This is a genomic window from Streptomyces sp. NPDC047841, from assembly GCF_040704085.1.
Classification (GTDB): Bacteria; Actinomycetota; Actinomycetes; order Streptomycetales; family Streptomycetaceae; genus Streptomyces; species Streptomyces argyrophylli.
The window spans coordinates 415,559-429,341 of record NZ_JBEYRP010000004.1 but is presented as its reverse complement, the minus strand read 5'-3'; the positions used below and the strand labels follow the sequence as shown (position 1 = coordinate 429,341).

General features: G+C 72.9%; 10 protein-coding genes. 9 read left to right on the top strand and 1 reads right to left on the bottom strand.

Features of this window, described 5'->3' with window-relative positions:
* From AB0947_RS08765 to holA, 5 genes are all read left to right on the top strand, one after another.
* Positions 1–354: ComEA family DNA-binding protein (locus AB0947_RS08765; RefSeq protein WP_366749562.1), on the top strand; the 354-nt coding region annotated here is incomplete at its 5' end.
* Entirely contained in the window at positions 351–3,314 is a 2,964-nt protein-coding gene (locus tag AB0947_RS08760; RefSeq protein WP_366749560.1) for a ComEC/Rec2 family competence protein, read from the top strand. The genes AB0947_RS08765 and AB0947_RS08760, both read left to right, overlap by 4 nt.
* Before the next feature lie 63 nt (positions 3,315–3,377).
* The gene (locus tag AB0947_RS08755; RefSeq protein ID WP_366749558.1) at positions 3,378–4,214 is read left to right on the top strand and encodes an arylamine N-acetyltransferase; all 837 of its coding nucleotides are present in this window, start codon (positions 3,378–3,380) and stop codon (positions 4,212–4,214) included.
* Positions 4,215–4,325: 111 nt separating this feature from the next.
* Entirely contained in the window at positions 4,326–4,571 is a 246-nt protein-coding gene (locus AB0947_RS08750; protein WP_366749557.1) for a hypothetical protein, read from the top strand.
* Positions 4,572–4,694: 123 nt separating this feature from the next.
* Positions 4,695–5,684 carry a DNA polymerase III subunit delta gene (holA, locus tag AB0947_RS08745; RefSeq protein ID WP_366749556.1) on the top strand — a complete coding sequence of 330 codons (990 nt, stop codon included), beginning with the start codon at positions 4,695–4,697 and terminating at the stop codon, positions 5,682–5,684.
* Positions 5,685–6,029: 345 nt separating this feature from the next.
* Here the strand turns inward: holA and rpsT are convergent, their stop codons facing one another.
* Positions 6,030–6,296, bottom strand: a complete 267-nt coding sequence (gene rpsT, locus AB0947_RS08740; protein ID WP_004001350.1) for a 30S ribosomal protein S20 — start codon at positions 6,294–6,296, stop codon at positions 6,030–6,032.
* 225 nt (positions 6,297–6,521) lie between these two features.
* Between rpsT and lepA the strand changes: the two genes are divergently transcribed.
* The 4 genes from lepA to hemW all read left to right on the top strand — a co-directional run bounded on the left by lepA (position 6,522) and on the right by hemW (position 13,742).
* On the top strand, positions 6,522–8,396 hold the full coding sequence (lepA, locus tag AB0947_RS08735; RefSeq protein ID WP_366749554.1) for a translation elongation factor 4: 1,875 nt from the start codon (positions 6,522–6,524) through the stop codon (positions 8,394–8,396).
* A gap of 261 nt (positions 8,397–8,657) precedes the next feature.
* Positions 8,658–10,532 carry an AMP-dependent synthetase/ligase gene (locus AB0947_RS08730; protein WP_366749553.1) on the top strand — a complete coding sequence of 625 codons (1,875 nt, stop codon included), beginning with the start codon at positions 8,658–8,660 and terminating at the stop codon, positions 10,530–10,532.
* Positions 10,533–10,661: 129 nt separating this feature from the next.
* The gene (locus tag AB0947_RS08725) at positions 10,662–12,482 is read left to right on the top strand and encodes an ATP-binding SpoIIE family protein phosphatase (RefSeq protein WP_366749583.1); all 1,821 of its coding nucleotides are present in this window, start codon (positions 10,662–10,664) and stop codon (positions 12,480–12,482) included.
* 27 nt (positions 12,483–12,509) lie between these two features.
* Positions 12,510–13,742 carry a radical SAM family heme chaperone HemW gene (hemW, locus tag AB0947_RS08720; protein WP_366749552.1) on the top strand — a complete coding sequence of 411 codons (1,233 nt, stop codon included), beginning with the start codon at positions 12,510–12,512 and terminating at the stop codon, positions 13,740–13,742.
* Positions 13,743–13,783: the final 41 nt, after the last annotated feature.

Here is a 13,783-nt window from a genome sequence, read left to right as displayed (position 1 = left end):
GCGGCGGGCGGGGTCCGGCCGGGCGTGAGCACGGAAGGACTGAACCGCGCCCGCTTCCTCGTCGACGGCGAACAGGTCGTCGTCGGCGCCCCCGCCGGGGCCGCCGCTCCGCCCGCCCCGGCAGGAGGGCCGTTCACCGGATCCACCGGCACGGGGCCGCCGGCACCGGTCTCCCTGAACACGGCCACGGTGGACCAGCTCGACACCCTGCCCGGAGTCGGCCCGGTACTGGCCCAGCACATCATCGACTACCGCACCCAGCACGGCGGGTTCCGCTCGGTGGACGAACTGCGCGAGGTCAACGGCATCGGCGACCGCCGGTTCTCCGATCTGCGCGACCTGGTACGGCCATGAGCCGCGTGCTCGACGGGACCGGGCCGCGTTCCGAGCCCGAGGGGGACGGCACCGCGCGCACCGACCGGAGCGGCCCCATGGACCTGCGCCTGGTGCCGCCCGCACTCGCGGCCTGGGCCACGGCGGCCCTGACCGTGGACGCACCGGGAGCCTGGACCGCGGTGACCGCCGTGGTCTGCCTGGCCGCAGGGGTGCTCCTGCTGTCGGTGCGGCGACCGGGACGGGCGGACGGGGCCGGACGGGCAGAGACGGACCCGCCGACGGATGACGCGGCCGGTGCACCTCGGGCGGCGTCGACAGGGTCGACGGTGCCGGGGACGTCGGTGACGTGGTCGGCGGTGACTTGGTCGGCCGTGATGGGGATGGCGGGAACGAGACCGGCGGTGACCGGCACGGCGGTGCCGGGCAGGGCGGTGCCGCGGCAGTGCCGCCGGGCGGAGCGGACCCGTGGGACGCAGCGGACCCACCGAACCCGGTGGGTAGAGCGGGCCCGATGGGCGGAACGGGTGCGGTGGGTACGCGCTCGGTTCGGATGGGCGCGTGCCGCCGTCGCCGCGGTGTTGCTCTGTGCCGCCGCGGCAGCCGCCTCCGCCTGGCTGCACGGGGCCGACGTGCGGCGCGGGCCGGTGCCCGAGCTGGCCCGGCGGTTCGCGACCGTGACCGCCGAGGTCGAGCTGAGCGGCGATCCCCGGCTGAGCAGGCCACACGTGCGCGGCGATCACGCGGCACCCGTGGCGGTGCTGGCCCGGGCCGAGGTGCGGAGCGTCGAGGAGGCCGACGGAAGACGTGCGCTGACGCGGACGCCCGTGCTGTTGATCGTCGACCCGGATGTCCCGGCACCGGAGGAGAGCGCCGTGGGAAGCCGGAGTTCCGGGCCGCCACCGGACCGCGCCGGACAGGGCGGGCCGGCTGGGCGAGCCGCCTGGCTGGGTCTGCTGCCGTCCACGCGGCTGCGGGTGGCGGGGCGGCTGGCGCCTGCGCTGGCCGGCGGTGACCGGACCGCGGCCGTGCTGCGGGTGCGCGGCCGTCCGGAGCCGCGGATCGTGGCCGGGCCGAGCGGGCCGCAACGTCTGGCGGGGCGGCTCCGAACCGGCCTGCGGGAAGCGACCGAAGAGCTGCCGGGGGACGCGCGGGCGCTGCTGCCAGGGCTGGTCGTCGGGGACACCTCGCGGATCACGCCCGAACTGGACCACGCCTTCGAGGAGACGGACCTGGCGCACACGCTCGCCGTCTCCGGCAGCAACCTCACCGTCCTGCTCGCGCTGCTCATCGGACCGCCCGGCCTGGCTCAACGCGCCGAGCGCCGTGGCCTGGCGCCACGCCTGGGGCTCTCCCTGCGGGCGACGGCCCTGCTGGCGGGGGCGCTGACACTGGGCTTCGTGGTCGTCTGCCGACCCGACCCCAGCGTGCTGCGGGCCGCCGCCTGCGGCGCGGTCGCGCTGCTCGCCCTGGCCACCGGGCGCCGTAGATCACTGGTGCCGGCCTTGGCCACGGCCGTCCTGCTGCTGGTGCTCTACGACCCGTGGCTCGCCCGCGGTTACGGCTTCGTGCTGTCCGTGCTGGCCACCGGTGCGCTCCTGGTGCTGGCGCCGGGCTGGAGCGAGGCGTTGCGGCGGCGCGGGGTGGGCCCGCGGCTCGCCGAGGCGCTGGCGGCGGCCGCCGCCGCACAGGTCGTCTGCGCGCCCGTCGTGGCGGTGCTGTCGGCGAGGGTGAGCCTGGTGGCGGTGCCGTGCAACCTGCTGGCCGAGGTGGCGGTGGCGCCGGCGACGGTCCTGGGGTTCGCTGCGCTCGCGACGGCGCCGGTGGCGATGCCGGTGGCCGAGGTGCTGGCCTGGTGCGCGAGTTGGCCGGCGCGGTGGATCGCCGGCGTCGCCCGCACCGGGGCGGCACTGCCCGGCGCGGGAGTGGACTGGCCCGGGAGCTGGCAGGGAGCACTGGCGCTGGCGCTGGTCACCGTGGCCGTTGTCCTGGCCGGCCGGAGACTGCTGCGGCACCCGGCGTGGTGCGGGCTGCTCGGAGTGCTGCTCGTGCTGCTGATCACGCGGCCGGCGCCGCTGACCCGGGTGATCACGGGCTGGCCGCCACCGGGCTGGCGGTTCGCGATGTGCGATGTCGGCCAGGGCGACGCCACCGTGCTGGCGGCGGGCGACGGCGCCGGTGTGGTGGTGGACGCCGGACCCGATCCAGCACTGGTCGACGACTGCCTGCGACGGCTGGGCATCACTCGTGTCCCCCTCCTCGTCCTCACCCACTTCCACGCCGACCATGTGGCGGGCCTGCCCGGCGTGCTGCGGGGCCGCGCGGTGGCCGCGATCGAGACCACGACGTTCGCGGAACCCGCGGAGCAGGCGGAGTTCGTCCGAAGAGAGGCGGCCGAGCGGCACATCCCGGTGACGACCGCCGTCGCGGGAGAGGAACGGCGCACCGGACCGCTCACCTGGCGGGTGCTGTGGCCACCACCATCGCCACGCCCATTGCCACCGGCACAGCCCCCGCCACCGCCATCACCACCGCCCTCGCCGTCGCAGAGCCCGCGCGTACCCCCGATAGGGCAGGGCGTGGGTGCCGGGTGGGAGCCGGAGGGTCCGAACGACGCCAGCGTCGCACTGCTCGTGCGCACGGGCGGGCTGCGGCTGCTGTTGCTGGGAGATCTCGAACCCCCCGCCCAGCAGGCGCTGGTGCGGTCCCCGATGGCGGCCGAGCTGGCCGGAGTGGACGTCCTGAAGGTGGCCCATCACGGCTCGGCCTATCAGGAACCGGAGCTGTTGCGCCTGGCGGCCCCTCGGGTGGCGCTGGTGTCCGCCGGTGTCGGCAACCCCTACGGTCACCCGGCTCCGGCGACCGTGGCCGCGCTGCGGGCCGGCGGCACGGTGGTCCTGCGCACCGACCGGGACGGGGCGCTCGCGGTCACCGGGACCGGGGGGAGGAACGGGCGGATGGGGGTGGTGAGAGAGGACTGACGAGAAGACAGGGAGACGTCCCTGCTCGGTGAGGACGAGCAGGGGCTGGAGCAGACTGGGCCGATGACCTCGGTACAGATCGACGCCTATATCCGCCGACTCGGCCTCACCCGCCCGCCACGGCCCACCAGCGAGACGCTGCGCGAGTTGCACCTGCGCCATCTGCGGACCGTTCCCTTCGAGAACCTGTCGGTCCACCTCGGAGAGGAGGTCACCCTGGAGGAGAAGCGGCTGCTGGACAAGGTGACCGAGGCCCGGCGGGGCGGCTTCTGCTACGAACTGAACGGCGCCTTCGGGACGTTGCTCGCCGCCCTCGGCTACGAGGTCGAGCTGCTCGCCGGACGCGTGTACGGCGACGAGGGGCAGCTCGGGATCCCTTACGACCATCTGGCGCTGCGGGTGCGGACGGCGGACGGGGACACCTGGCTCGCCGACGTCGGGTTCGGGGCGCACAGCCACTGGCCGCTCGCCTGTGCGGAACGCGGGGAGCAGGACGACCCCGGTGGGAGCTTCCGGGTGGTGGACGCCGGGCCGGATCCGGCCGGGGTGCGTGGCGGTGCCGCGCCGGGCACCGGGGACCTGGACGTCGTGCGGGACGGCAAGCCGCAGTACCGGCTGGAGACCCGCCCCCGGGCGCTCGGGGACTTCGCGGCCGGCGCCTGGTGGCACAACACGTCGCCACGGTCGCACTTCACCCGGTCGCTGGTCTGTTCGCGGCTCACGGAGGACGGAGGAAGGATCACGCTCAGCGGGCGCGGGCTGAAGACGACCACGGTGGACGGCACACAGGAGACGCGGGAACTGGAGACGGACGAAGAGGTGCTGACGGTCTACCGGGAGCGCTTCGGCATCGAGTTGAGCCGTGTGCCGACGGTGCGCGACCCCGACCCGGACCGCTGATGGTGGGTGCCGGGCGTGATGTGGGCCCGTGGTCCCCCGAAACGGCGCACGCCCCGCTCGCCCCAGGACTGACCTGCCCCTTCGTCCCGCGCGGTGCCGGACAATGGCCCCGTGAGTGATGTGAGACATGTGCTGGTGCTGCCTGATCGCGACGCCGCCGAGGAGGCGGCCGAGGCGCTCGGGGAGCGGTTCGGCATCGCCGAGGAACCCAGGTTGGTCCGGGACGCGCTGGCCGGTGAGGACGACGCCGAGGACGCCCAGTGGCTGGTGGTGCTGCGGGACGAGGGCGAGCGGCTCGACCCCGCCGAGCTGGACGCGTTCGCGGGGGAGCGGGACGGCTGGCGCGAGGAGCCGTGACCCCGGGCCCGGCGCGCCGCTCGCGTCGGGGCCCGCCCCCGAGCCGTCCTCAGGGTCCGCTCGGGGCCCGGTCAGGGTGCCGGGAGCGCTTCGTTGTCAGTGCCGCGTGGGATGCTGTCAGTGATGGCCAGGAAGACTGCGAATGACGACCCTCTCGCCCCGGTGACCCTCGCCGTGGGCCAGGAGGACCTCCTGCTCGACCGTGCCGTGCGGGAGGTGGTGGCCGCCGCCAGGGCCGCCGACGCCGACACGGACGTACGTGACCTGACTCCGGAGCAGCTGCAGCCCGGCACACTCGCCGAGCTGACCAGCCCGTCGCTCTTCGCCGAGCGCAAGGTCGTGGTCGTACGCAACGCGCAGGACCTGTCCGCCGACACGGTCAAGGACGTGAAGGCATACCTCGGTTCGCCCGCCGAGGAGATCACGCTGGTGCTGCTGCACGCCGGCGGTGCCAAGGGCAAAGGGCTGCTGGACGCCGCGCGCAAGGCGGGGGCGCGGGAGGTGGCCTGCCCGAAGATGACCAAGCCGGCGGACCGGCTGGCCTTCGTGCGAGGGGAGTTCCGTTCGTCCGGGCGGTCGGCCACGCCCGAGGCGTGCCAGACGCTCTGCGACGCCATCGGGAGCGATCTGCGGGAGCTTGCCTCGGCGGTCTCGCAGTTGGTCGCCGACGTGGAGGGGACGATCGACGAGGCGGTCGTCAGGCGGTACTACACCGGGCGTGCCGAGGCGTCCAGCTTCACGGTCGCCGACCGGGCCGTGGAGGGCCGGACGGCGGAGGCGCTGGAGGCGCTCAGATGGTCGCTGGCGACGGGCGTGGCGCCGGTGATGATCACCAGTGCGCTGGCGCAGGGTGTGCGGGCGATCGGGAAGCTGTCCTCGGCCCGGGGCGGCCGGCCGGCCGACCTGGCGCGTGAGCTGGGCATGCCGCCGTGGAAGATCGACCGGGTCCGGCAGCAGATGCGGGGCTGGACGCCGGACGGGGTCGCGGTGGCGCTCAGGGCGGTCGCCGAGGCGGACGCCGGCGTGAAGGGGGGCGGGGACGATCCCGAGTACGCGTTGGAGAAGGCGGTCGTGACGATCGCCCGGGCCGCCCGTTCCCGCGGGCGCGGATAGCGACCGCCGGGAGCGAACCGGCGAGAAAGGGGTGCGGAGAAGGGCGACCAGCCCTTGGTCCGCATCCCGGATCCCGAGCACCCCGCACCCCTGGGCACCCGGGCCGGTTTCGGGGCGCCCGGGCCCGGCCCCAAGACGCCCAGGCCGTATCCAGGCAGCAGACGAACGAAGACCCCGGTCCCCCCACCCTGGGGAAGGGCGAGGGAAGCGGGGTCATCGGTTCAAGCTGGTGAGCCCGTTCCCGCGTGGCGAACGCAGGCCGCGAACAGGCTCGGGGGTGCCGGGCGGGAGCGGATGAGAGAGGGCCCGCTCTGGGTCCTTCCGGCGGTCAGATCAGAAGGGAGTTCAGCCCTTGAGGGACGCGACCTTGGAAGCAAGCGCCGACTTCTTGTTGGCGGCCTGGTTCTTGTGGATGACGCCCTTCGAGACGGCCTTGTCGAGCGCACGCGCGGCAGCGCGCTGCAGCTCGGTGGCCTTCTCGACGTCACCCGCGGCAGCGGCCTCGCGGGCCTTGCGGATCGCGGTCTTCAGGGAGGACTTGACGGCCTTGTTGCGCAGCCGGGCCTTCTCGTTGGTCTTGATCCGCTTGATCTGGGACTTGATGTTCGCCACGAAGGAGCCTTTTCAGGTTCAGGCGCGGGGCCGCGTGGGTCCCGTGCCGGTGATCCAGCATTATTTGCCGTGCCTCGCGCTGAGAGGGCATGAGGCACAGCCATCTACAGTACCAGTGGCCCTCCGGACGGCCCAAAACGGCCCCCGGTCCCTGCGCGTGGGACCATGGAGACTACGTAACGATCCGACCCGAGGCATAAGGCGCCTCAAGAGACAGGACCCTGCGTGCCCGCGACCCCTAACCATGTGCCCGAGCCGAGCCGTACCGACCCGGCTCTGATCCGCAACTTCTGCATCATCGCGCACATCGACCACGGCAAGTCCACCCTCGCCGACCGGATGCTCCAGCTGACCGGTGTGGTCGAGCAGCGGCAGATGCGTGCTCAGTACCTCGACCGGATGGACATCGAGCGCGAGCGCGGCATCACGATCAAGTCCCAGGCGGTGCGTCTGCCCTGGGCCCCGACCGAGGGCCCCGACCAGGGCACGACCCACATCCTCAACATGATCGACACCCCGGGGCACGTCGACTTCACCTACGAGGTCTCGCGGTCGCTCGCCGCCTGCGAGGGGACCATCCTCCTCGTCGACGCCGCCCAGGGCATCGAGGCGCAGACCCTCGCCAACCTCTACCTGGCGATGGAGAACGACCTCACGATCATCCCGGTGCTGAACAAGATCGACCTGCCGGCCGCCCAGCCGGAGAAGTTCGCCGAGGAGCTGGCGAACCTGGTCGGCTGTGATCCGCAGGACGTGCTCAAGGTCTCCGCGAAGACCGGGCTCGGCGTGGACGCGCTGCTGAACAAGGTCGTCAAGGAGATCCCGGCGCCGGTCGGGGTCGCCGACGCGCCCGCCCGCGCCATGATCTTCGACTCGGTGTACGACTCCTACCGCGGTGTCGTGACGTACGTCCGTGTCATCGACGGTCAGCTCAACAGGCGTGAACGCATCAGGATGATGTCGACCGGCGCCACGCACGAGCTGCTGGAGATCGGCGTCAACTCGCCCGAGATGCTGCCGGCGGACGGCCTGGGCGTGGGTGAGGTGGGTTACCTCATCACCGGTGTGAAGGACGTCCGGCAGTCGAAGGTCGGTGACACCGTCACCAGCCAGCACAAGGGCGCGACGGAGGCGCTCGGCGGTTACAAGGACCCGAAGCCGATGGTCTTCTCGGGTCTGTACCCGCTGGACGGCTCCGACTACCCGGAGCTGCGCGAGGCGCTGGACAAGCTCCAGCTCAACGACGCCGCGCTGGTCTACGAGCCGGAGACGTCCGCGGCCCTCGGCTTCGGCTTCCGCGTCGGCTTCCTCGGCCTGCTGCACCTGGACGTGATCCGGGAGCGGCTGGAGCGGGAGTTCGGGCTCGACCTGATCGCCACCGCCCCCAACGTGGTCTACCGCGTGATCATGGAGGACGGCAGCGAGGCCACCGTCACCAACCCGAGCGAGTTCCCCGAGGGGAAGATCGCCGAGGTGTACGAGCCGGTCGTGCGGGCGACGATCCTCGCGCCCACCGAGTTCATCGGCGCGATCATGGAGCTGTGCCAGACCCGGCGCGGCACGCTGCTCGGCATGGACTACCTCTCGGAGGACCGGGTCGAGATCCGCTACACGCTCCCGCTCGCGGAGATCGTGTTCGACTTCTTCGACCAGCTGAAGTCCAAGACGCGCGGCTACGCCTCGCTGGACTACGAGCCCACGGGCGAGCAGTCGAGCAGCCTCGTCAAGGTCGACATCCTGCTGCACGGCGACAAGGTGGACGCGTTCTCGGCGATCACCCACAAGGACCAGGCGTACGCGTACGGCGTGCGGCTCGTCGCCAAGCTCAAGGAGCTGATCCCGCGGCAGAACTTCGAGGTGCCGGTGCAGGCCGCCATCGGCTCCCGGGTGATCGCCCGCGAGACCATCCGCGCCATCCGCAAGGACGTCCTCGCCAAGTGCTACGGCGGTGACATCTCCCGTAAGCGGAAGCTGCTGGAGAAGCAGAAGGAAGGCAAGAAGCGGATGAAGATGGTGGGTTCCGTGGAGGTTCCGCAGGAAGCCTTCATCGCCGTGCTGTCCAGCGATGACAGCGCGGCGTCGGCCAAGGGCAAGAAGTAACCAGGGGTAACTGCCGGTGACGCCCGTAAACCGGGCATGTGGGGGCCCGTCGTGCGAAAGTGCGGCGGGCCCTACGCGTGCGTAACGTCGCTCTGAGTGGAAAGTGACAGGCCGAGGCCCCTTACGCAGCGGGCGGTCGCCCCTTACCCTGATCCCTGCTCGATAGTTACTCGCGAGTTAAACAACAGACCGAAACCCCACCGTGAGTTAAGCCAGCCGCACCGAGTCAGCCGCACCGTCGCGGGCCCCCCGGAGGATGTCGTGAGCGACACACAGACCCTGATCGAGAACCGTCCGCCCTCCGTGGCGGCCCTCTTCCTGGAGCGCGTGGCGGCGACACCCGACGCCGAGGCCTACCGCTACCCCGTTCCTCCGTCCGCCGGGCAGGGCCCCGACGACTGGAAGTCGCTCAGCTGGGCGCAGGCGGCCGACCGGGTGTACGCGATCGCGGCCGGGCTCATCGAGCTGGGCGTGGAACCCGAGCAGCGGGTGGCGCTCGCCTCCTCCACCCGCGTCGAGTGGATCCTCGCCGACCTCGGCATCATGTGCGCCGGCGGTGCCACCACCACCGTCTACCCGCAGACCAACGCCGACGAGTCCGCGTTCATCCTCTCCGACTCCCAGAGCCGGGTGCTGATCGCCGAGGACGCGGCCCAGCTCGCCAAGGCCGTCGAGAAGCGCGCCGAGCTGCCGGACCTGACGAAGGTCGTCGTCGTCGACCCGGCCGGCGTGGAGACGGACGACTGGGTGATCACCCTCGCCGAGCTGGAGCGGCGCGGCGCCGCCTACCTGGAACAGCACCCCCAGCTGATCAAGGAGCGGGTCGGCGCGATCACCAAGGACCAGCTCGCCACCCTCATCTACACCTCCGGCACCACCGGCCGTCCCAAGGGCGTGCGGCTGCCGCACGACAACTGGGCCTACATGGCGAAGGCCATCGCCGCGACCGGCCTGGTGACCATGGACGACGTGCAGTACCTGTGGCTGCCGCTCGCGCACGTCTTCGGCAAGGTGCTCACCTCCGGCCAGATCGAGGTCGGGCACGTCACCGCGGTGGACGGCCGGGTCGACAAGATCATCGAAAACCTTCCCGTGGTGCGGCCGACGTACATGGCGGCCGTGCCGCGCATCTTCGAGAAGGTCTACAACGGCGTCGCGGCCAAGGCCCGCGAGGGCGGCGCGGCCAAGTACAGGATCTTCCAGTGGGCCGCCGAGGTCGCCCGCGAGTACGCCAAGGCCAGCCAGGACAACTTCCGGCGCACCGGCACCGCCTCCGTGCCGTTCGGGCTCGCCGCCAAGCACAAGGTCGCCGACACCCTCGTCTACGGCAAGCTCCGCGAGGCCTTCGGCGGCCGGCTGCGGGCCTGTGTCTCCGGAGCCTCCGCGCTCTCCCCGGAGATCGGCTACTTCTTCGCCGGCGCCGGCATCCACATCCTGGAGGGCTACGGCCTCACCGAGACCTCCGCGGCCTCCTTCGTCAACCCCGGCGAGGCCTACCGCACCGGCACGGTCGGCAAGCCGCTGCCCGGCACCGAGGTCCGCATCGCCGACGACGGCGAGATCCTCTTGCGCGGCCCCGGCGTCATGGAGGGCTACCACAAGCTGCCCGAGAAGACCGCCGAGGTGCTGGAGTCCGACGGCTGGTTCCACACCGGGGACATCGGCGAGCTGTCGCCCGACGGCTATCTGCGCATCACCGACCGCAAGAAGGACCTCATCAAGACGTCCGGCGGCAAGTACGTCGCCCCGGCGGAGGTCGAGGGGCAGTTCAAGGCGGTGTGCCCGTACGTCTCCAACATCCTCGTGCACGGCGCCGACCGGAACTACTGCACCGCCCTCATCGCCCTGGACGAGATCGCGATCCAGGAGTGGGCGAAGGAGAACGGACTGGAGGGCAGGCCGTACGCCGAGATCGTCGCCGCGCCGCAGACGGTGGAGATGGTCGACGGATACGTGCGGGAGCTCAACTCCGGCCTCCAGCGCTGGCAGACCATCAAGAAGTTCCGGCTGCTGCCGCGGGACCTCGACGTGGAGCACGGGGAGATCACGCCGAGCCTGAAGCTGAAGCGGCCGGTGGTGGAGCGGGAGTACAAGCACCTCATCGAGGAGATGTACGCGGGAACGAAGGAGGCGTAGCGCGGTCCCCGTCGACGGGTCCTGCGCCCCTTTTCCTGCTCACGCGCGCCCGAAACGTTCCGTCTTCTGGCCACTTCGGTAACTCGCCGCTTATAGCCGCCCCCCGTCTGTCACCCTGGCCGCATGGATATGGCGGCCATACCCACGCAGCGGGAGAGCGGCACGCAGCCCGGTGAGACGCGCGGGCGGGCCACGCTGCCCGGGAGCCCTCTGGCCCCGGGCTCGGCCCGCGCGCTCGTGCGGGCCGCGCTGGACGGGATGCCCGGGGTCTGCGCGCGGCTCGCCGACGACGCCATGGCCGTCGTCAGCGAGCTGGTCACCAACGCCGTCGTGCACGCCGGCACCGAGGTGCAGGTCGAGTGGCGGCTGGAGGACACCGGCGCGCTCGTGGTCGAGGTGCACGACCAGCACCCGTCCCGCGCCCCACGGGACGCCACGAGCGGCGAGGGGCCGTACGACACCCCCGAGTACGGGCGCGGCCTGCGGCTCGTCGCCACGCTCGCCGAGTCGTGGGGCGTCACCTACCGCACCGGCGCCAAGACCGTCTGGGCGCGGCTGCCCCCGGGCGGCAGCGAGGCCCTGGACGGACCCGGCCCCGAGCCCGCCCTGGAGGTCGCCGAGGACCTCGCCCCGCAGCCGCACCGCGTCGAGGGCGACCGGGACTGGCTCGGCCGGGGCGCCCTGTCCTTCCTCGCCGAGGCCTCCGACCTGCTCGCCGGACAGCTGGACGAGAACCTGGTCGCCGCGCTCACCGGACAGCTGATCGTGCCCCGGCTCGCCGACTGGTGCGCGGTCTGGCTGGAGGACGAGGCGACCGTCCGGGGCGGCGCCGGCGGCGGACCCGCCCGGGTCTGGCACGCCAGCGAGGCCCGGATCGAGGAGCTGCGGTGCGCCCTGGAGAAGGAACCGCCGGGCCCGCCGGGCGGGCTGCGCGCCGGCCCCGAGCCCTACCCCTGGCCCGGCCACGCGCTCGGCCCGCAGGGCGCCGACGGGACGGCGCTGTCGTACCGGCTCATCGCGGGCGGCCGGCCGCTCGGCACGCTGGTCATCGGCCGGTGCGGGCTGACGGGCTTCCCGGACGAGATCACCGGGCTGGTCGAGGACCTCGGCCGCAGGGTGGCCCTGGCCATCGGCGCGGCCCGCCAGTACGCCCGCCAGGCCACCATCAGCGCCGTCCTCCAGCGCGGCCTGCTGCCCGGCGCCGTCGCCGAGATCCCCGGCGTGCGCAGCGCGCTCGTCTACGAACCCTGCGACAAGGGCGGCCCCAGCGGCGACTTCTACGACCTGTTCCCGGCGGGCGACGGCCGCTGGTGCTTCGCCGTCGGCGACGTCCAGGGCAAGGGCCCGGAGGCCGCCGTGGTGATCGGCCTCGCCCGCCCCTGGCTGCGCCTGCTGGCCCGCGAGGGCTACCGGGTCGCCGACGTCCTGGACCGCCTCAACCAGCTCCTCCTGGACGACGCCACCGAGGCCGCCGACGCCGCCGCCCGCGCCCTCGTCGCCGTCGGCGGCCGGCCGCTGGCCACCGGGGAGAGCCCGCAGACCCGCTTCCTCTCCCTCCTCTACGGCGAGCTGACGCCGTACGACGGCGGGGTCCGCTGCACCCTCGCCGCCGCCGGCCACCCGCTGCCGCTCGTCCTCAGCCCCGACGGCACCGTGCGCACCGCCGCCCGCCCGCAGACCCTGCTCGGCGTGGTCGAGGACGAGACCTACACCAGCGAGACCCTCGACCTGCGCCCCGGCGACAGCCTGCTCTGCGTCACCGACGGCGTGACCGAGCGGCGCTCCGGCAGCCGCCAGTTCGACGACGGCGACGGCCTCGCCCGCGCCCTGTCCGGCTGCGCCGGGCTCGGCGCCGAGCTGATAGCTGAAAGGATCCGCCGCCTGGTCCACGACTTCGGCGGCGGCCTGCCCGAGGACGACCTGGCCCTGCTGGTGCTCCAGGCGGAGTAACGCCCACGGTGCTGGACAATGGAGGGCATGCCTTCCGCACTCCCCGACGGCGAGCCCGTCCCCACCGACGGCGCGCTGCCCGCGCACGCGCTCGCCGGGGCCGCCGCCCGCCCGCTCGGCTTCTACCTGCACGTCCCGTACTGCGCGACCCGCTGCGGCTACTGCGACTTCAACACCTACACCGCGACCGAGCTGCGCGGCACGGGCGGGGTGCTGGCCTCCCGCGACAACTACGCGGACACGCTGGCCGAGGAGATCCGGCTGGCCCGGAAGGTGCTGGGCGACGACCCGCGCGAGGTCCGCACGGTGTTCGTCGGCGGTGGTACGCCGACGCTGCTGGCCGCCGACGACCTCGTACGGATGCTCGGGGCCGTCCGGGACGAGTTCGGGCTGGCACCGGACGCGGAGATCACCACGGAGGCGAACCCGGAGTCCGTCGACCCCGCGTACCTCGCCACGCTCCGCGAGGGCGGCTTCAACCGGATCTCCTTCGGCATGCAGAGCGCCAAGCAGCACGTGCTGAGGATCCTGGACCGCACCCACACCCCCGGCCGCCCCGAGCGGTGCGTCGCGGAGGCGCGGGCGGCGGGCTTCGAGCACGTCAACCTCGACCTGATCTACGGCACGCCCGGCGAGAGCGACGACGACTGGCGGGCGTCCCTGGAGGCCGCCCTGGGCGCCGGACCCGACCACATCAGCGCCTACGCGCTCATCGTGGAGGAGGGCACCCAGCTCGCCCGCCGGATCCGCCGGGGCGAGATCCCGATGACCGACGACGACGTCCACGCCGACCGGTACCTGATCGCCGAGGAGATGCTGAGCGCGGCGGGCTTCGACTGGTACGAGGTCTCCAACTGGGCCACCTCCGAGGCGGGCCGCTGCCTGCACAACGAGCTGTACTGGCGCGGCGCCGACTGGTGGGGCGCGGGCCCGGGGGCCCACTCGCACGTGGGCGGGGTCCGCTGGTGGAACGTCAAGCACCCGGGCGCGTACGCGGCGGCGCTGGCGTCGGGGAAGTCGCCGGGCGCGGGCCGGGAGCTGCTGTCCGACGAGGACCGGCGCGTGGAGCGCGTCCTGCTGGAGCTGCGGCTGCGCGAAGGGGTCCCGTTGTCCCTGCTGAGGGAGGAGGGGCTCGCGGCCTCCCGGCGCGCGCTGGCGGACGGGCTGCTCCAGGAGGGGCCGTACGAGAAGGGCCGGGCCGCGCTGACCCTGCGCGGGCGGCTGCTGGCGGACGCGGTGGTGCGGGACCTGGTGGACTGATCACCCCGGCGGGTGAATCCCCCCGGAACGCCGGTTCGGTC